Genomic DNA, 19,195 nt, shown 5'->3' on the forward strand with positions numbered 1-19,195 from the left:
CGGGGGTTCCAGAGATTTTGAAAGCCTTCTCTGGAACCTTGTATGGTGCCGGCACCAGGAGTCGAACCCGGGACCTACTGATTACAAGTCAGTTGCTCTACCAACTGAGCTATACCGGCGTGTTAGGGCGACGATTATAGCGATTGGCAAGGTTCTGTAAACCCCTGAATTCTGACTATTTTTGCAGAACCCATGCTTTTTCCACGCTCGCCCCTTTTTCCAGCTGGCGAGTGTAGGATTTCTCCCTTGCCACCGTTGGGTCTACCCCGGCAAAAATCTTCTCCAAACCCAAGTAAGCCCCACGTGAAACGGACTCTCTCGCTGTCCCTCATCCTCCTCACTGCCGCGCTCGCTGCGTGTTCGTCCAACAAACCCGCCAACGACCCGGCGCTGGTGGGCACCTGGAAAGGTCTGCGCACCGAGGCCGGTAAATGTCAGTTCCTGTCGTGGACCAATACCCTCAAGCCCGACGGTCGTTTTGTGATTACCTTCTACCGCGATGCGCAGCAGACCAAGGTGATCCAGACCGAGCAGGGTTCGTGGTCGGCGGCCAATGGCAGGAATGAGTTGCGTACCGACGGCGTGCGTTCGCCGGATGTGTACACCTATAAGCTGCTGGACGCAGACACGGTGCATTACGTGAGTGTGGCGTCGGATCCGACCAGCGATTGCCAGGATGACTACGCGTTCACCGAGCGTCGTGTGCGCTAAGCCTTCAGAAACGCTCCGAAACCGGGCACTCAGGTGCCCGGTTCGCGCAAGCCTCAACTGCCTTCTGCGCAGTTATCTGCGAACTTCTTGTAGTCCAATACCTGTTGCTGCCCGTGGGAATCCAGGTAGGTCATGTGCGCATTCACGATCCCACACGCTCCGTTTGTGTCTTCGACAGTGGTCAGCACGCGCTGGATATCCAGCTTGGGCTGTACGTCGGCGTGGGCGTTGACGGCAAAAGCCAGCAGGCTGACGGCGATCAAGGTGTTCCAGTTCATGGTAGGTATCCTCCGGGTTCAACAAGTGGGTGTGGGCTTATTGAGCGCCCTGGAGGTATCTGCACTGTGTCATGCGGCGCGGGTTTTGCTTCGTTGTGTAGCGAGGCCGTGACTGCATACACAGCGATACACGGGCGGTGGCTTTATGGACCATTTGGATCGACCGCTCAGCCGGTTTTCCCTTGAATACAGGTGAGGTTTCCGTATTCTGTGCCGCGATATAAACCGTCAGTTTTATCGCGGTTCCTTGTAGGCAAATTTCCGAGACAATGTAGGGCAATTGAAAATCTGTTGAAGCGTATGTCAGTTTTGTGCCGTTTCTGTCCACTCGGCCAACTTTTTTTGCGAAATAATGATGCAAGTTCATGTTCTTACAACGAATGGCTTTTTCTGCACAAAATAGTCATAAAAATGGCGTTAAGCCGTTCGTCGGATAAATTTGAACTAAAATCATCAAAATACTGACACCATCAATGTGATATCACAGAATGCGCCCGACACCACATAACTAGAAAAATACGAGGTCAGCTCATTGCTGGCCTTTTTATCGCCTTTTAAAGCGCAAATCAGGTGGGGGGGCAGTGAGTGAGTCGGGCAGATGATATTTCAAAGCTATTCAACAAGCTGGGTGCCAACCCGAGCGGCTATCGCGAGATCGACTTTGTCCATGAGTTCATCGAGGACGAAATAGAGGTCCTGGAAGCCCCCGCAGTCACTCACGCTCCACCTGTGATCGAAGCACCCTCCGCGCCGCTGCTGCGCCTGCTGGAGGAACTGAGCCAAGGTGAAGCCGACCACCTGCAGCCGCCCGAAGTGGTGGAAGGGCGGGACGGCCAGGTGTACTCCGAGCAATCCAGCCCTAAAGTCGTGGTGTTGGTCTCGGTCAAGGGTGGCGTTGGCCGCAGTACCCTGGCCGCCGCGATTGCCAGCGGTCTGCAGCGCCAGGGCCGCCCGGCGCTGGCCCTGGACCTGGACCCGCAAAACGCCCTGCGCCACCACCTGTGCCTGGGCCTGGACATGCCCGGCGTCGGCGCCACCAGCCTGCTCAACGAAAGCTGGGCCGCCCTGCCCGAGCGCGGTTTTGCCGGTTGCCGGCTGGTGGCATTCGGTGCCACTGACCACGAGCAACAGCACAGCCTCAATCGCTGGCTGGGCCAGGACAGCGAGTGGCTCAGCAAGCGATTGTCCGGCCTCAGGTTGAGCGGCCAGGACACCGTGATCATCGACGTCCCCGCCGGCAACAGCGTCTACCTCAGCCAGGCCCTGTCGGTCGCCGACGCTGTGCTGGTGGTGGTACAGCCAGACGTGGCCTCGTTCAGCACACTCGACCAGATGGACAGCCTGCTGGCGCCGCACCTCAAGCGCGCCAAACCGCCACAACGCTTCTACGTGATCAACCAGCTGGACGGTGCCCACCGCTTCAGCCTGGACATGGCCGAGGTGTTCAAGACCCGTCTGGGCGCTGCGTTGTTGGGGACTGTCCACCGTGACCCCGCGTTCAGCGAAGCCCAGGCCTACGGGCGTGACCCCCTCGACCCAACCGTCAACAGTATCGGCAGCCAGGACGTCCACGCCCTGTGCCGCACCTTGCTCGAACACATCGACTCGGACCTTCCATGACCGACACTACGTCCTCCACGCCCTTCGTCGAAGGGCGCGCCGAACAGCGCCTCAATGACGCCATCGCGCGCTTCAATCGGTGGCCTGCGGCGCTGCGTACGGTGCTGGTTGTCGCCAGTTGCGTGCTCGGCGCGCTGCTGTTGCTGGGCATTATCAGCGCGCCGCTCGATCTCTACAGCCAATGCCTGTTCGCCGGCGTGTGCTTCCTCGCGGTGCTGGTGCTGCGCAAGATCCCGGGGCGCCTGGCGATCCTCGCGCTGGTGGTGCTGTCGCTGGTGGCGTCGTTGCGCTACATGTTCTGGCGCCTCACCTCCACCCTCGGCTTTGAAACCTGGCTCGACATGTTCTTCGGCTACGGCCTGGTCGCGGCCGAGTTCTACGCCCTGGTCGTACTGATCTTCGGCTACGTGCAAACCGCCTGGCCGCTGCGCCGCACGCCGGTATGGCTCAAGACCGAGCCGGAGGAGTGGCCGACGGTCGACGTGTTCATCCCCACCTATAACGAAGCGCTGAGCATCGTAAAACTGACCATCTTCGCCGCCCAGGCGATGGACTGGCCCAAGGACAAGCTGCGCGTCCACGTGCTCGATGACGGCCGCCGCGACGACTTCCGCGACTTCTGCCGCAAGGTCGGGGTGAACTACATCCGCCGCGACAACAACTTCCACGCCAAGGCCGGTAACCTCAACGAAGCGTTGAAAGTCACCGACGGCGAATACATCGCGCTGTTCGACGCCGACCACGTGCCGACGCGTTCCTTCCTGCAAGTGAGCCTGGGCTGGTTCCTCAAGGACCCGAAGCTGGCGATGCTGCAAACGCCGCACTTCTTCTTTTCGCCGGACCCGTTCGAAAAGAACCTCGATACCTTTCGCGCCGTGCCCAACGAGGGTGAGCTGTTCTACGGCCTGGTGCAGGACGGCAACGACTTGTGGAACGCCACGTTCTTCTGCGGCTCCTGCGCCGTCATCCGCCGTGAGCCGCTGCTGGAAATCGGCGGCGTGGCCATCGAGACGGTGACCGAAGACGCCCACACCGCGCTCAAGCTCAACCGCCTGGGCTACAACACCGCTTACCTGGCTATCCCGCAGGCCGCGGGCCTGGCTACCGAAAGCCTGTCGCGCCACATCAACCAGCGGATTCGCTGGGCGCGGGGCATGGCGCAGATTTTCCGCACCGACAACCCACTGCTGGGCAAAGGCCTGAAGTGGGGCCAGCGCATCTGCTACGCCAACGCCATGCTGCACTTCTTTTATGGGTTGCCGCGCCTGGTGTTCCTCACCGCGCCACTGGCCTACCTGATTTTCGGCGCCGAGATTTTCCACGCCTCGGCGCTGATGATCGTCGCCTACGTGCTGCCGCACCTGGTGCACTCCAGCCTGACCAACTCACGGATCCAGGGGCGTTTCCGTCACTCGTTCTGGAACGAGGTGTACGAGACCGTACTGGCCTGGTACATCCTGCCGCCGGTGCTGGTCGCGCTGGTCAACCCCAAGGCGGGTGGCTTCAACGTCACCGACAAGGGCGGCATCATCGACAAGCAGTTTTTCGACTGGAAACTTGCCCGCCCGTACCTGGTGTTGTTGGCGGTGAACCTGGTCGGCCTGGGCTTCGGTATCCACCAGTTGGTCTGGGGCGATGCGTCCACAGCCGTGACGGTGGCGATCAACCTGACCTGGACCCTCTACAACCTGATCATCACCAGTGCCGCCGTGGCCGTGGCCTCGGAAGCGCGTCAGGTACGTTCCGAGCCACGGGTCAGCGCCAAGCTGCCGGTGAGCATCATTTGTGCCGACGGCCGTGTGCTGGACGGCACTACCCAGGACTTCTCGCAAAACGGCTTCGGCCTGATGCTCAGCGATGGGCACTCGATCACCCGGGGCGAACGCGTGCAACTGGTGCTGTCGCGCAACGGCCAGGACAGCCTGTTCGATGCGCGCGTGGTGTTCAGCAAGGGCGCGCAGATCGGCGCCCAGTTCGAACCCCTCAGCCTGCGCCAGCAAAGCGAACTGGTACGCCTGACCTTCTCCCGTGCCGATACCTGGGCCGCGAGTTGGGGGGCCGGCCAGCCGGACACACCGTTGGCGGCCCTGCGCGAAGTCGGCGCCATCGGCATCGGCGGCCTGTTCACCCTCGGCCGCGCCACCCTGCACGAACTGCGTCTGGCCTTGAGCCGCACCCCCACAAAACCGTTAGATACGCTGATGGACAAGCCATGACCTCGAAGATATTCGCTCGCCCTCATCCGCGCCGTGCACTCGCGCTGATGATCGCCTCGCTGATGGGCCTCAACACCCTGGCGCAAGCTGCCGAGCAAGCGGCTGCCACCGTGCCGGTACAAAGCACCGATAACGGCTACAGCCTGACGCTCAAGCAGTTGGGCCGTCGCGACACCATGAACCTGCAAGGCGTGGAGTCGTCCGACAGCGTCAACTTCGATATCCGTGCCGATGAAGTGGTGAAGGGCGCGCAACTGCTGCTCAAGTACAGCTACTCGCCGGCGCTGCTGGCGGACCTGTCGCAGATCAACGTGCTGGTCAACGGCGAAGTCGCCGCCAGCCTGGCGCTGCCCAAAGAAGGCGCGGGCACCCCGCAAGAGCAACTGGTGCAGATCCCGCCGAAGTTGATCACCGAGTTCAACCGCCTGAGCCTGCAGTTCATCGGCCACTACACCATGTCCTGCGAAGACCCGTTGCACAGCAGCCTGTGGGCCAAGATCAGCAACAGCAGCGAGCTGAAAGTGCAGGTCGAGCCGATCGTGCTCAAAGACGACCTGGCGGTGCTGCCGCTGCCGTTCTTCGATAAGCGCGACGCTCGCCAGGTGAGCCTGCCGTTCGTGTTTGCCACCGCGCCGGACAGCGCCGCACTGGAAGCCGCTGGCGCCTTGTCGTCGTGGATCGGCGGCCTCGCCAGCTACCGGGGCGCGACCTTCCCGACCACCCTCGGCGAGCTGCCGGCCAAAGGCAACGCCATCGTGCTGGTGCAAACCGCCGACGCGATGGACGTGCACGGTGTGGCCATCGCCAAGCCGACCGGCCCGACCCTGACCCTCATCGCCAACCCCAACGACGCCAACGGCAAGCTGCTGATCGTCACCGGGCGTGACGGCGAAGAGCTCAAGCGCGCCGCCAACGCGGTGGTGCTGGGCAACCCGGTGCTGGCCGGTAACAGCGTGGTCATCACCAAGCTCGACACCCTGGCACCGCGCCGCCCGTACGATGCGCCGAACTGGCTGCCAAGCAACCGCCCGGTACGCCTGGGCGAGCTGATCGAACAGCAGAAACTCAGCGTGTCGGGCTACAACCCGGGCGCCATCAGCGTCGACATGCGCCTGCCGCCGGACCTGTTCAACTGGCGTGAAGAGGGCGTGCCGCTCAAGGTCAAATACCGCTACACGCCGCAGCAAGTGTCAACCAACTCCTCCCTGTTGATCGGCCTGAATGACCAGTTCATGAAGTCCGTGGCGTTGCCGTCGGTGGCCAACCTGGGCGGCGGCCAGACCCTGCTCGACCAGTTGAAGAAAGACGAAAGCCTGCCGCGTGAAGTGACCACGCTGTTGCCGATCAGCTCGGCATCGCCCAAATCCAAGCTGCAGCTGCGCTTCATGTACGACTACATCAAGGAAGGCGAATGCCGCGACATCATCGTCGACAACATGCGCGGTTCCATCGACCCGGATTCGACCCTCGACGTCACCGGCTACCAGCACTACATTGCCATGCCTAACCTGGGCGTGTTCAACGACTCTGGCTTCCCGTTCACCCGTTTGGCCGACCTGTCGGAATCCGCCGTGGTCATGCCCGACAACTACGGCACCGACGAGTTGACCGCCTACCTGACCGTGCTCGGTCGCTTCGGCGAAGCCACCGGCTACCCGGCCACCGCCGTCAAAGTGGTGCAGGCCAAGGACGTGCAGAGTGTTGCCGACAAAGACCTGCTGGTACTTGCCACCGCCGCCAACCAGCCGTTGCTCAAGCAGTGGCAGCAATACCTGCCGGCGACCAGTGATGGCGAGCAGCACCACTTCCTGCTGTCCGACCTGCCGCGTTATGTGCGCAGCTGGATCAGCCCCGACCCGGCGGCCAACCAGCATCCGGCCAACACCGGCATTACGTTCAAGGGCCTGAGCAACAGCACCTGGCTGGCCGGTTTCCAATCGCCGCTCAAATCGGGCCGCAGCGTGGTGCTGATCGCCAGCAACCAGCCGCAGGGCCTGCTGGAAGCCACCTCGGCGCTGATCGGCGGTGACGACTACAAAGACTCGATCCAGGGCAGCCTGGCCGTGGTGCAGGGCACAACCATCAGCTCGCTGGTCGGTGACGAGCAGTACTACGTCGGCAAGCTCAACTACTTCAAACTCATGCAGTGGCAACTGTCACAGAACCTGGGCTGGATGCTGTTGATCACCTTCCTCGGCCTGGCCGTGGTGACCAGCCTGGTCTACCTGTCGCTGCGCGCACGTGCAAAACGGCGGTTGGCATGAGCCTGCTCAAGTGTATGGCCCTGGCGACACTGGGCGCGATGATGTTCGCCGGCGGCGCCCAGGCGCAGACCTGTGACTGGCCGCTGTGGCAGAACTACGCCAAGCGCTTCGTGCAGGACGACGGCCGGGTGCTGAACTCGTCCATGAAGCCCACCGAGAGCAGTTCGGAAGGGCAGTCCTATGCGATGTTCTTCGCCCTGGTCGGCAACGATCGTGCGAGCTTCGACAAGCTGTGGACCTGGACCAAGGCCAACATGTCGGGCTCCGACATCGGCCAGAATCTGCCGGGTTGGTTGTGGGGTAAAAAAGCCGATAACACCTGGGGCGTGATCGACCAGAACTCCGCCAGCGACGCGGACTTGTGGATGGCCTACGCCTTGCTCGAAGCGGCCCGCGTGTGGAATGCACCGCAGTACCGCGCCGACGCACAGCTGTTGTTGGCCAACGTCGAACGCAACCTGATCGTGCGTGTGCCGGGCCTGGGCAAGATGCTGTTGCCGGGGCCTGTCGGCTATGTGCATCCGGGTGGCTTGTGGCGTTTCAACCCGAGCTACCAGGTGCTTGCGCAACTGCGTCGCTTCCAGAAAGAACGGCCGAACGGCGGCTGGAACGAAGTCGCCGAAAGCAATGCGCGGATGCTTGCCGACAGCGCCAGCAACCCCCATGGCCTTGCGGCCAACTGGGTCGGGTACCGCGCCACCAGCGCCAACACCGGGGTGTTCGTGGTCGATCCGTTCTCCGATGACCTGGGCAGCTACGATGCAATCCGCACGTATATGTGGGCCGGCATGACCGCCAAGGGCGATCCTTTGGCAGCGGCGATGCTCAAGTCGCTGGGGGGTATTTCCCGTGCGACGGCGGCGTCGGTCACCGGCTTCCCGCCGGAAAAAATCCACGTACTGACCGGCGAAGCCGAGAAAAACAACGGCTATACGCCGATGGGCTTCTCGGCCGCTACCTTGGCCTTCTTCCAGGCCCGCGGCGAAACCGCCCTGGCGCAATTGCAAAAAGCCAAGGTCGACGACGCGCTCAATAAAGCCCTGGCGCCCTCGGCACCCGACAGTGCGCAGCCGATCTACTACGACTACATGCTCAGCCTGTTCGGCCAGGGCTTCGCCGATCAGAAGTACCGGTTTGAACAAGACGGTACGGTCAAACTTTCCTGGGAGGCAGCATGCGCCGTCACACGCTAGCCATTGCGATTCTCGCTGCCCTGGCTTCCACTGCCAGCCTCGCTGAAACCAGCGACCCACAGTCCTTGCTGATCGAGCAGGGCTACTACTGGCAGTCGAAAAAGAACCCCGAGCGCGCCCTGGAAACCTGGCAGAAACTCTTGAACCTGGCCCCGGAGCAACCGGACGCGTTGTACGGCATCGGTTTGATCCAGGTGCAGCAGAACCGCCCGGCCGAAGCCCGGAAGTACCTGGCCCGCTTGCAGGCGCTGAGCCCGGTGCCGCGCCAGGCGTTGCAACTGGAGCAGGACATCACCGTGGCGGTGCCGGACAACGCCAGGTTGCTGGAGCAGGCCCGCGAGTTGGGTGAACCCGAGGACGAGCGCGAAAAGGCCGTGGCCCTGTACCGCCAGATTTTCCAGGGTCGCCAGCCCCAAGGCCTGATCGCCCGTGAGTACTACAACACCCTGGGTTTCACCGCCAAGGGCACCAACGAAGCCATCGCCGGCTTGCAGCGTTTGTCCCGTGAGCGGCCGAACGACCCGATCGTTGCGCTGTTCCTGGCCAAGCACCTGGCGCGTAACCCCGCCACGCGGCCGGACGGCATCCGGGCGCTGGCCAAGCTGGCACCGAACAACGACGTGGGCGGCAACGCCGATGAAACCTGGCGCTTTGCGCTGATTTGGCTCGGCCCGCCGAAGCCGGACCAGGTGGCGTTGTTCCAGCAATTCCTGACCGCGCACCCGGATGACACCGAGATCCGCGCCATCATGGAAAAAGGCATCGCCCAAGGCAAAGGCGGTGGTGCCTGGCAGCGTGATCCGCAGATGACCAAGGCCTTCAAGGCCCTGGACGATGGCGACCTGAAAACCGCCGAGCCCCTGCTGGCAGCGCGCCTTGCGCAAAAATCCAACGACGTCGATGCCCTCGGCGGCATGGGCGTGTTGCGTCAGCAGCAGGAACGCTACGGCGAAGCGGAAAACTACCTGGTTCAAGCCACGCGCTTGCCCGGTGGTGCGGCCTGGCAGTCGGCCTTGAACGATGTGCGCTACTGGAACCTGATCAGCCAGAGCCGTGACGCTCAGCGCGCCGGTCGCAGCGCCCAGGCCCGCGACCTGGTGGCTCAGGCCGAGCGCCTGAACCCGGGCCAGCCCGGCGCGGCTGTCGCATTGGCGGGCTTCCAGGCCCAGGACAATCAGTTCGAGGAAGCCGAAGCCGGCTACCGCAAGGTGCTGGCCCGTCACCCTGGCGACCCGGATGCCTTGAGCGGATTGATCAACGTGTTGTCCCAGTCGGGCCAGCCGGATGAGGCCTTGAAGCTGATCGACTCGGTGTCGCCGGCCCAGCGCGCCAAGTTCGCGCCGAGCGTGAAAATCAATGCGCTGCGGGCGACTCAGGTCGGCAAGCTGGCCGAGCAACGTGGCGATTTGAAAGGTGCGCAAGCCGCTTACCGCCAGGCGCTCGACGCTGACCCGGAAAACCCCTGGACGCGCTTTGCCCTGGCACGCATGTACCTGCGTGACGGCCAGATCCGCGCCGCCCGTGCCTTGATTGACGGTTTGCTCAAGACCCAACCCAACCAGCCGGACGCGCTGTACACCAGCACCCTGCTGTCGGCGGAATTGAGCGAATGGAAGCAGGCCGAAGCGACCTTGGGACGCATCCCCACGGCGCAGCGCACCGCCGACATGAACGAACTGGCGACCGATATCGCGCTGCACCAGCAGACCGACATCGCCATCGAGACCGCCCGCCGTGGCCAGCGCCCGGAAGCCCTGGCGTTGCTGGGGCGTTCCGAACCGCTGACCCGCAAGAAACCCGAGCGCGTGGCCGTGCTGGCCGCCGCCTATGTGGAAGTGGGCGCTGCGCAGTACGGCCTGGACATGATGCAGAAGGTGGTGGAGAACAATCCCAACCCGACGGTCGACCAGAAGCTGCTGTACGCCAACGTGCTGCTCAAGGCCAACAAATACAGCGCGGCGGGTGAGATCCTGCGCGAAGTGCAAGGCCAGCCGCTGACCGAGACCGGGCGCCAGCGCTACGATGATTTGATCTACCTGTACCGGGTCAAGCAGGCCGACGCCCTGCGTGAGAAAAACGACCTGGTGGCCGCCTACGACATGCTGTCACCGGCCCTGGCCCAGCGCCCGAACGATGCCTTGGGTGTCGGCGCCCTGGCGCGCATGTATGCCGACAGCGGCAACGGCAAAAAGGCCATGGAGCTGTATGCGCCGTTGATCCAGCAGAACCCCGACAATGCACGGCTGCAACTGGGCCTGGCGAACATCGCCCTGAAAGGTCGCGACCGTGACCTGGCACAACGCGCCACTGACAAGGCGTTGGCGCTGGAGCCGGGTAACCCGGAGATCCTCACCTCGGCGGCTGGTGTCTACCAAGGCCTGGGCAAAAACAGCGAAGCCGCTGAACTGCTGCGCAAGGCCCTGGTGATCGAGAACGCGATGAAGGCCAGGACCCAGGTGGCCCAGGCCGGCACCGAAGCCAAGTCGTCGAACCCGTTCGTGGGCTTGCCCGGCCAGCGTCGCCAGGTCACCGACCTGACCATCGCCGGTGCGGTGCCACCACCGATCGATGCGCCGACCAACAGCGTGACCTCCAACGCATTTGCGAGTGCAACGTCCAACGACCTGAGCGATCCGTTTGTTCCGCCGTCGAAAATCGCCTCCATCGACAGCCCCGAGCTGAGCCCGGCGCGTCGTGCGCTGGACACCATCCTGCGCGACCGTACCGGTTATGTGGTGCAAGGCTTGAGCGCGCGCAGCAACAACGGCGAAAAAGGCTTGAGCAAACTCACCGATATCGAAGCGCCGTTTGAAGCGCGCATGCCGGTCGGCGATAACACTGTGGCGCTGCGAGTGACGCCGGTGCATTTGAGTGCCGGCAGTGTCAGCGATGACGCTGCATCACGCTTTGGCGGCGGCAAAGCCACCTCACCCCGCACCCAGAACGCGACCGGTGTGGGCTTGGCCGTGGCTTTCGAGAACCCGGATGAAGGCCTCAAGGCCGACGTCGGCGTCAGCCCACTGGGCTTCCTCTACAACACCATCGTCGGTGGGGTGAGCGTGTCGCGTCCGTTTGAGGCCAATTCGAATTTCCGTTATGGCGCGAATATCTCGCGGCGCCCGGTCACCGACAGCGTCACGTCTTTCGCCGGTTCCAAAGACGGTGATGGCTATAAATGGGGCGGTGTGACCGCCAACGGCGGGCGGGGTGAGTTGAGCTACGACAACCAGAAGCTGGGCGTCTACGGTTACGGCTCCCTGCACCAACTGATGGGTAACCACGTTGACGACAACACCCGCATGGAGCTGGGCAGCGGCATCTACTGGTACCTGCGCAATAACCCGCAGGACACGCTGACCCTGGGTGTCAGTGCCTCGGCGCTGAGCTTCAAGGAGAACCAGGACTTCTACACCTATGGCAACGGCGGCTACTTCAGCCCGCAGCGTTTCTTCTCACTGGGCGTGCCGATCCGGTGGGCGCAGAGCTTTGATCGCTTCAGCTACCAGGTAAAAAGTTCGGTGGGTGTGCAGTATATCGGCCAAGATAGCGCGGACTTTTTCCCGGGCCGCAAAGACCTGGGTACCCAGGAGTACAAAAGCTCGGATAAAACCGGTATCGGCTACAGCTTCAATGCCGCCGCCGAATATCGCCTCAGCTCGCGCTTCTACCTGGGTGGCGAGATCGGTGTCGACAACGCCCAGGACTACCGCCAGTACGCCGGTAATGCTTACCTGCGCTACTTGTTCGAAGACCTGAGCGGGCCGATGCCCTTGCCGGTCAGCCCTTACCGTTCCCCTTATTCCAACTGATTAAATCGGAGTCATTCATGCCTGTTTCTGCGATTGCCGGCCTGACCATGCTGGTATTGGGCGAAAGTCATATGAGCTTTCCCGATTCGTTGCTCAACCCGCTGCAAGACAACCTCACCCAGCAAGGCGCGGTGGTTCACTCCATCGGTGCGTGCGGTGCCGGCGCGGCGGATTGGGTGGTGCCGAAAAAAGTCGAGTGCGGCGGCGAGCGCATGCCCACCGGCAAGGCTGTGATCTATGGCAAGAACGCCATGAGCACCACGCCGATCAAAGACCTGATCGCCAAGGACAAGCCCGACGTGGTTGTGTTGATCATCGGCGACACCATGGGCTCCTACACCAACCCGGTGTTCCCCAAAGCCTGGGCCTGGAAAAGCGTGACCTCGCTGACCAAGGAAATCGCCGCCACCGGCACCAAGTGCGTGTGGGTCGGCCCGCCATGGGGCAAGGTCGGTTCGCAGTACAAGAAGGACGACACCCGCACCAAGCTGATGTCGTCGTTCCTGGCCAGCAACGTGGCGCCGTGCACTTACATCGACTCGCTGACCTTCTCCAAGCCGGGCGAGTGGATCACCACCGACGGCCAGCACTTCACCATCGACGGCTACCAGAAGTGGGCCAAGGCGATCGGGACAGCCTTGGGTAACCTGCCGCCATCGGCCTACGGTAAAGGAAGCAAATAATGAAGCGAATGACCCTGGGCCTGGCGACCTTGCTTGCCAGCGTCAGCGCCTACAGTGCCGACATCCCGCTGTATCCGACCGGCCCGGAGCAAGACGCAGCGTTCCTGCGTTTTGCCAACGGCAGCCCGGGCGAATTGAAGCTGGTGGCGGACGGTTCCAAGGCCAGCTTGGTCCTGAGCGGCGACACAGCCGTGTCGGCGTTCCTGCCGGTGGTCGGCGGCGACAAGCCGATCAAGGGCGTCTTGAGCAGCGGCGGCAAAAACGCGGATTTCTCGGTGAACGTCGCGCCGGGTGAGTTCGCCACAGTGGTCGCATTGGTCGACGCCAAGGGCGCTACGCGCCAGCTGGTGGTGCGCGAAGTGCCGGACGACTTCAATGCGCTCAAGGCCTCCCTGGCCTTCATCAACGCCGACGCCAGCTGCGCCGACGCCAGCCTGGAAGCCGTGGCGCAAAAGGCCGAGTTGTTCAAGAAGGTCGCTGAAGGTGCGGTGCAGCGGCGCATGATCAACCCGGTGGAACTGTCGGTGCAGCTCAAATGCGCCGGCGCGCCGGTCGGTCAGCCGCTGACGTTCACGCTCAAGGCGGGCGAGCGCTACAGCGTATTGGCCGTTCCTTCAGATAAAGGCTCGAAGTTGCTGTTCGCCTCTGACGCACTCGCTAACTGATCGGGCCCGACACCACCATGGTCTTTGCCTCACTCGAATTCCTCACGTTGTTCCTGCCGGCCTTCCTGTTGATCTACGCGCTGGCTCGTCCGAGCTGGCGCAACGTCATCCTGCTGATCGGCAGCTGGCTGTTCTACGGCTGGTTGAGCCCGTTGTTCCTGTTCCTGCACATGGTGTTGACCGTGGTGGCATGGGTCGGCGGCTTGCTGGTGGACCGCTCCCGTGAGGACGGCAAAGGCCGGGTGCGCCTGTTGATCGCATTGATCGTATTCAACACGGCGGTGCTGTGTTGGTACAAGTACGCCAACATCGTCGCCGGCACGGTGAGCGAGGTGATCACCTGGTACGGCGCGATGCCGCTGGACTGGCAGCGTGTGGCCTTGCCGGCCGGCTTGTCGTTCATCGTGTTGCAGGCGATTTCCTACCTGGTGGATGTGCACCGTCATACGGTGCCGGTGGAGCGCAGCTTCATCAACTACGCCACCTATATCTCGATGTTCGGGCACTCGATTGCCGGCCCGATTATCCGTTACGACTGGGTTCGCCGCGAGCTGAACCAGCGGTATTTCAACTGGGCGAATTTCTCCCTGGGCGCGCGGCGCTTCATGATCGGCATGGGCATGAAAGTGCTGGTGGCCGACACCCTGTCGCCGCTGGTGGACATCGCCTTCCACCTGGAACACCCGAGCCTGGTGGACGCCTGGATCGGTTGCCTGGCGTATTCGCTGCAACTGTTCTTCGACTTCGCCGGCTACAGCGCCATGGCCATCGGCCTGGGCCTGATGCTGGGCTTCCACTTCCCGGAAAACTTCAATCGGCCGTACCTGGCCAGCAGCATCCAGGATTTCTGGCGGCGCTGGCACTTGTCGTTGTCCAGCTGGTTGCGCGACTACCTGTACATCGCCCTGGGCGGGAACCGCGACGGCGTGTGGCGCACCTATCGCAACCTGTTCCTGACCATGGCGATTGCCGGGTTGTGGCACGGCGGCGACAGCTGGAACTACCTGTTGTGGGGTTCGGCCCATGGCGTGGCGCTGTGTGTCGACCGCGCCTGGTCGCGATCGAGCATGCCGAGCATTCCGCCGGTGTTGTCGCACGTCCTGACCTTGCTGTTTGTGTGCCTGGCCTGGACCTTGTTCCGTGCGCCGGACTTCCACTCGGCACTGACCATGTACGCCGGCCAGTTCGGCCTGCATGGCATGGCCTTGGGTGACGCGATGGCCGTGGCCATGCGCCCGGCCCATGGCATGGCCGCGCTGTTGGGCCTGGTCTGCATCATCGCGCCAATCTGGCAGGTGCGTTGTGAACAGCGCTTCGGCACCCAACCGTGGTTTGTGCTGGCGGCTTCGCTGTGGCCGGTGGCCGGGTTTGTGTTGTCGTTCGCGCTGATCGCCAGCCGTGACGCCGTACCGTTTCTGTACTTTCAGTTCTAAGGACGCCCGATCATGCCTGCTCCTACCGCGCCGACGCCTCCGAGTGAACTGGCCGTTCGCACCAGCCCCCTGGCGGCCTGGGTGCTGGTGCCCTTCCTGGCGGCGGGGCTGTTGTCATGCGCCTGGCTGATGGTGAAGGGACCGATCAGCTATGTGCCGGCCAAGGTCGACAGCGACATGCTGCTGCACGGCGACCTGACCCACCGTTTTGCCAAGGAACTGGCCAAGGCACCGATGGCAATCCAGGCCGCCAACCTGGAGCGCGGCGGCAGCTGGCTGGCGTTCGGTGACACCGGGCCGCGGGTACGGCGAGGTTGCCCGGGCTGGCTGTTTATCAGTGATGAACTGCGCATCAACCGGCATGCCGAGGCCAATGCCCAGACCAAGGCCCAGGCGGTGATCGACCTGCAAAAACAACTGGGTCAAAAAGGCATCGACCTGCAAGTGGTGGTGGTGCCGGACAAGAGCCGCATCGCCGCTGCCGAACGCTGTGGCCTGTACCGCCCGGCGGTGCTCGACGGCCGCATTCAGGACTGGACCAAACGGCTGCAAGCTGCCGGCGTTTCCGCGCTGGACCTGACTGACACTTTGAAACCCCTGGGCGCCGAAGCCTACCTGCGTACCGATACCCACTGGAGCGAAATCGGTTCCAACGCCGGCGCACAGGCGCTCGCGCAGCGCATCCAGCAGCGGGGCATCAAGGCCACGCCGGAGCAGACGTTCGATATCACCCAGGCGCCGCTCGCCGTACGCCCGGGAGACCTGGTGCGCCTGGCCGGTCTGGATTGGTTGCCGCCCACGTTGCAGCCGCCGGGGGAGTGGGTCGCGGCCAGCAGCGCCCATGAAACCGGCGGCGCGACCAGCAATGCCGACGACCTGTTTGGCGACGCTGGCCTGCCCAATGTGGCGCTGATCGGCACCTCGTTTTCGCGCAACTCCAACTTCGTCGGCTTCCTGCAAAAAGCCCTGAATGCGCCGGTCGGCAATTTCAGCAAGGACGGGGGCGAGTTCTCGGGGGCGGCCAAGGCCTATTTCGAAAGCCCGGCCTTCAAGCAAACACCGCCCAAGTTATTGATTTGGGAGATTCCGGAGCGGGACCTGCAAACGCCCTACGATGCGATCACGGTTGGTCAGTAATTTGACTATTTGCCGTTTGTCTAAAAAATAGACAGCTTCCTCATCAAAATAATGACACTTTTGCGTGCCTGAAGCAGACTGGCTTGCACTAGGGCGACCACAAAAAGACCTGCGGTAAGCAGTCGTATCAGCTGACCTTTTCACGTCTTTGGGCTTCGCCGTGATGAGGGGTCAGCTATGAGCATTACCAATGGTCTTTTAGCCTTGCTCGGCAAGGACATCTGCCAGGATGAGCGCGGCAGGGAGGCGCGGATGCATTTCTTCGGCAGTATTCCCCGCGCGGATGATGGTGCCGTCAGCCAGGACGCAGACACCGTGCCCCTCAAGCCAAAAGTGGTGGCGCTGGTGTCGATCAATGGCGGCGTCGGCCGCAGTACCCTGGCCACTGCCTTGAGCAGTGGTCTGCAGCGTCAGGGCGAGTCCGTCGTGGCCCTGGACCTGGACCCGCAGAACGCCTTGCATCTTCACTTCGGCGTGAGTCCGGCGTTGCCGGGCATCGGGCGTACCAGCCTGGAACATGGGCCATGGAACCCGCTTCAACAGCTCAGCTTCGCCGGCTGCCAGGTAATCCCCTTTGGTGAAATCGACATCCCACAGCAGGAAAGCCTGGAGCGCTGGCTCAAGCAGGAGCCGCGCTGGCTGGCTCAACACCTGGCAGCCCTCGACTTGAGTGCGCGACAGACAGTGATCATCGACACACCTGCCGGTAACAACATCTACTTCCATCAAGCGCTGAGTGTCGCCGATGTCGTGCTGGTCATTGTGCAGGCAGACGCTGCATGCCTGGGCACCCTCGACCATCTGGATGCACTGCTTGCCCCGCACCTTGAAAGTGAACACGCGCCTCGCGTGCACGTGGTTATCAACCAAGTGGATGAAAGGAATGCTTTCTGCCTGGACATGATCGAGGCCTTTACCCAGAGGCTGGGGAAAGAGGCGCTGCAAGTGCATCGCGACATGCGGATCCATGAAGCGCTGGCTTTTGGTGACGACCCGGTGGAAAGCGCAGAGAAGGGCCTGGCGGGTGACGATATCAACGATCTTTGCCAACTGTTGAAGGCGCCAAACACCCGAGCATAAAGCGCTGGTTATACGCCTGACCCCAGATGCTTATGCACAATCGGTTGGATGCACCTGTCACCCAACAGCCATTTTGTGGAGCGTTTCTCATCACGCTGCAACTGCCTGTTTTGCGTGCATTTTATTTTGTGAACAAAAAATGACCAGTACGGCTTTTGGCCTGTAGCGCAGATGCCTACAGGCTCCGTAAAGAATCCATCAACAGAGTTATCCACAGGCTGCGCTGCGACAATTTTGCCCTCTAATCGCGCTCGGCAAGCACCATCAAGTTGCGCGGCGTCAGTGCAGGATCGCAGAAGGTGCCTACGTCGACCTTGTAGCCGTTCTCACCGAGAAACAACGCCCGATCCAGCACCAGCCAAACCTCAAGCGGGCGCCGAAACAGACCACGCACCAATTCCAGGTTTCTCACCTCAGCCAGGCGGCGCCAGCCGTGGGCCTCCAGTGCCGCCCAATCCTGTTCACCTGTGGATAACCCTTTGAGGTTCGCCAGCTCCCGGCAGTAATCGGCGAAGGACTTGTCCAGCCAACGGGCAGGCAGGGACGGTGTGGGCAGGTATTCGTCGAGGCCGCGCAGTTCGCGTTGCAGTTGGTCGAAACCCAGGCGCCGTGCCATGGACGTATCGCGTTGCAAGCGCACGCGTTTGCCAGCGGTGACGGTTTCGCTCAGCGGCAGGCCGAGGTCATCGATGGACAGTTGCAGGGTTGAAGCACGGCCTGCGTTGGACAGTGGCTGGTAGGTGTCGGCAGTGATGCGGTTGTAGCAGCATGGCGCCAGCGCCAGCTGCTTGCAGCCGACCGCGCTGGCCAGTTGCAGCAGGCGCACATGCAGGTCGCCACAGGCGTGCAGGGCGACGGGGGTGTGTTCGGCGTGGATCGCCACATCGGCCATCACGTCTTGCAAACGATGAGTGGCGGGCAGGCCATGGTGATCGCTCAAGGCCTGGCCTGCCGCGATCAGTGCCGGGTCGTATTCCAGGCAGGTCAGGGCCTGATCGGCTTGCAACAGCCGGCGACCCAGGTGGCCCTTGCCTGAACACCAGTCCAGCCAGTGGGTGGGGGCTTGCGCAAACTGCAGCGTACTGCCGAAGGCTTCAATCTGTTCCCACTTGCGACCTGGAACATCGACATTCAGGCGATGGCGGGCGGGAGCCAGGGGCTGCGTCGGTAACTTATCCACAGCACTGAGCGCGCGAGCGTGCGCGGCGAGCTGCGCAAAAGGCGCCGGTGCCGGCAGGTCATGGGGGTGGTTGTGACAGGTTTCGGCATCGTCCAGCGAGCGTTGCCGCAGCCACTGGGCGAGTTCGGGGTGCTGGGTTTCCCAGGGCAAGTGCAGATGAGTAAAGGGCCGTGGTTTCCACAGCCCTTGGTGCTCGATCAGGAACGCATCCAGCGCCTGGAAGCGTGCCTCAACGTCCTTGGCAGGCATCGACGCGCAGCCAGCGTTCCAGCAGTTTGAAGGCGCGTACCAGCACGTAGGCCATCAACAGGTAGAACAGGCCCGCAGCGAAGAAAATCTCTACCGGCAAGTAGGTACGGGCAATGATGGTCCGTGCCATGCCGGTCAATTCCAGCAGGGTAACGGTACTGGCCAGGGCGCTGGCCTTGAGCATCAGGATCACTTCGTTGCTGTACGCCGGCAGGCCGATGCGCGAGGCGCGCGGCAGGATGATGTAGAACAGCGTCTTCGGCCTGGACATGCCCAGGGCTCGCGCCGCTTCGATCTCGCCGGGCGGGATGGCCTGGATGGCGCCGCGCAGGATCTCGGCGATATAGGCGGCGGTGTGCAGGGTCATGGTGGCGGTGGCGCACCAGAACGGATCGCGCAGGTAGGGCCACATGAAGCTCGCGCGCACTGAATCGAACTGCGCCAGGCCGTAGTACACCAGGAACAACTGCACCAGGAGCGGCGTGCCACGAAAGAAGAAAATATAGGCGTAGGGCAGGGCGCTGACGTACCAGCGGCGCGAGGAACGGGCGATGCCCAGCGGGATCGCCAGCAACAGGCCGGCGATCACCGCAATGGCCACCAGCTCCAGGGTCATGATGGCGCCCTGGGCCAACTTGGGCAGCCACTTGATGATCACGGCCCAGTTCAGGCCCAGG

14 protein-coding genes and 1 tRNA gene are annotated in these 19,195 nt (G+C 62.6%); 11 read left to right on the top strand and 4 right to left on the bottom strand.

The genetic code is table 11. From position 1 onward, the window contains the following. Nucleotides 1–43: 43 nt before the first annotated feature. A tRNA-Thr gene (locus K5K89_RS02405) sits at nucleotides 44–119 on the bottom strand. Nucleotides 120–303: 184 nt separating this feature from the next. Between K5K89_RS02405 and K5K89_RS02410 the strand changes: the two genes are divergently transcribed. Beyond that, a complete protein-coding gene (locus K5K89_RS02410) occupies nucleotides 304–711 on the top strand; it encodes a hypothetical protein (RefSeq protein ID WP_222540796.1) in 408 nt (135 codons plus the stop codon). Between the two features lie 53 nt (nucleotides 712–764). Here the strand turns inward: K5K89_RS02410 and K5K89_RS02415 are convergent, their stop codons facing one another. Continuing rightward, entirely contained in the window at nucleotides 765–989 is a 225-nt protein-coding gene (locus K5K89_RS02415; RefSeq protein WP_058426315.1) for a DUF2790 domain-containing protein, read from the bottom strand. A 585-nt stretch (nucleotides 990–1,574) separates the two neighbouring features. Here K5K89_RS02415 and bcsQ (K5K89_RS02420) point away from each other — a divergent pair. The 10 genes from bcsQ (K5K89_RS02420) (at nucleotide 1,575) to bcsQ (K5K89_RS02465) (ending at nucleotide 17,089) form a co-directional block, all read left to right on the top strand. After that, nucleotides 1,575–2,609, top strand: a complete 1,035-nt coding sequence (bcsQ, locus tag K5K89_RS02420; RefSeq protein ID WP_409996300.1) for a cellulose biosynthesis protein BcsQ — start codon at nucleotides 1,575–1,577, stop codon at nucleotides 2,607–2,609. Next, on the top strand, nucleotides 2,606–4,825 hold the full coding sequence (gene bcsA, locus K5K89_RS02425) for a UDP-forming cellulose synthase catalytic subunit (RefSeq protein ID WP_071492446.1): 2,220 nt from the start codon (nucleotides 2,606–2,608) through the stop codon (nucleotides 4,823–4,825). The genes bcsQ (K5K89_RS02420) and bcsA overlap by 4 nt, the downstream gene beginning before the upstream one ends. Beyond that, nucleotides 4,822–7,089 (top strand): cellulose biosynthesis cyclic di-GMP-binding regulatory protein BcsB, encoded by a 2,268-nt coding sequence (bcsB, locus tag K5K89_RS02430; protein WP_092246230.1) that lies wholly within the window; start codon nucleotides 4,822–4,824, stop codon nucleotides 7,087–7,089. The genes bcsA and bcsB overlap by 4 nt, the downstream gene beginning before the upstream one ends. Beyond that, nucleotides 7,086–8,282, top strand: coding sequence for a cellulose synthase complex periplasmic endoglucanase BcsZ (bcsZ, locus tag K5K89_RS02435; RefSeq protein ID WP_222540797.1), 1,197 nt, complete (start codon nucleotides 7,086–7,088; stop codon nucleotides 8,280–8,282). Before bcsB ends, bcsZ begins: the two co-directional genes overlap by 4 nt. Beyond that, nucleotides 8,264–12,091 (top strand): cellulose biosynthesis protein BcsC, encoded by a 3,828-nt coding sequence (locus K5K89_RS02440; RefSeq protein ID WP_222540798.1) that lies wholly within the window; start codon nucleotides 8,264–8,266, stop codon nucleotides 12,089–12,091. Before bcsZ ends, K5K89_RS02440 begins: the two co-directional genes overlap by 19 nt. Nucleotides 12,092–12,108: 17 nt before the next feature. Next, nucleotides 12,109–12,774, top strand: a complete 666-nt coding sequence (locus K5K89_RS02445; RefSeq protein WP_071492442.1) for an SGNH/GDSL hydrolase family protein — start codon at nucleotides 12,109–12,111, stop codon at nucleotides 12,772–12,774. Next, entirely contained in the window at nucleotides 12,774–13,439 is a 666-nt protein-coding gene (locus K5K89_RS02450) for a cell division protein FtsQ (protein ID WP_222540799.1), read from the top strand. The genes K5K89_RS02445 and K5K89_RS02450 overlap by 1 nt, the downstream gene beginning before the upstream one ends. A 17-nt stretch (nucleotides 13,440–13,456) precedes the next feature. Next, a complete protein-coding gene (locus K5K89_RS02455) occupies nucleotides 13,457–14,872 on the top strand; it encodes an MBOAT family O-acyltransferase (RefSeq protein WP_222540800.1) in 1,416 nt (471 codons plus the stop codon). Between the two features lie 12 nt (nucleotides 14,873–14,884). Then, entirely contained in the window at nucleotides 14,885–16,009 is a 1,125-nt protein-coding gene (locus tag K5K89_RS02460; RefSeq protein WP_071492439.1) for an alginate O-acetyltransferase AlgX-related protein, read from the top strand. Between the two features lie 177 nt (nucleotides 16,010–16,186). Next, complete coding sequence (gene bcsQ, locus K5K89_RS02465) at nucleotides 16,187–17,089, top strand: cellulose biosynthesis protein BcsQ (protein ID WP_071492438.1); 903 nt, start codon at nucleotides 16,187–16,189, stop codon at nucleotides 17,087–17,089. Nucleotides 17,090–17,330: 241 nt separating this feature from the next. Here the strand turns inward: bcsQ (K5K89_RS02465) and K5K89_RS02470 are convergent, their stop codons facing one another. Continuing rightward, nucleotides 17,331–18,518: a methyltransferase gene (locus K5K89_RS02470; protein ID WP_222540801.1), complete on the bottom strand. Its 1,188-nt coding sequence runs from the start codon at nucleotides 18,516–18,518 to the stop codon at nucleotides 17,331–17,333. After that, nucleotides 18,499–19,188: an ABC transporter permease gene (locus tag K5K89_RS02475; protein ID WP_071492538.1), complete on the bottom strand. Its 690-nt coding sequence runs from the start codon at nucleotides 19,186–19,188 to the stop codon at nucleotides 18,499–18,501. Before K5K89_RS02475 ends, K5K89_RS02470 begins: the two co-directional genes overlap by 20 nt. Nucleotides 19,189–19,195: the final 7 nt, after the last annotated feature.

It is taken from the genome of Pseudomonas sp. DR208 (assembly GCF_019823005.1).
Taxonomy (GTDB): domain Bacteria; phylum Pseudomonadota; class Gammaproteobacteria; order Pseudomonadales; family Pseudomonadaceae; genus Aquipseudomonas; species Aquipseudomonas extremorientalis.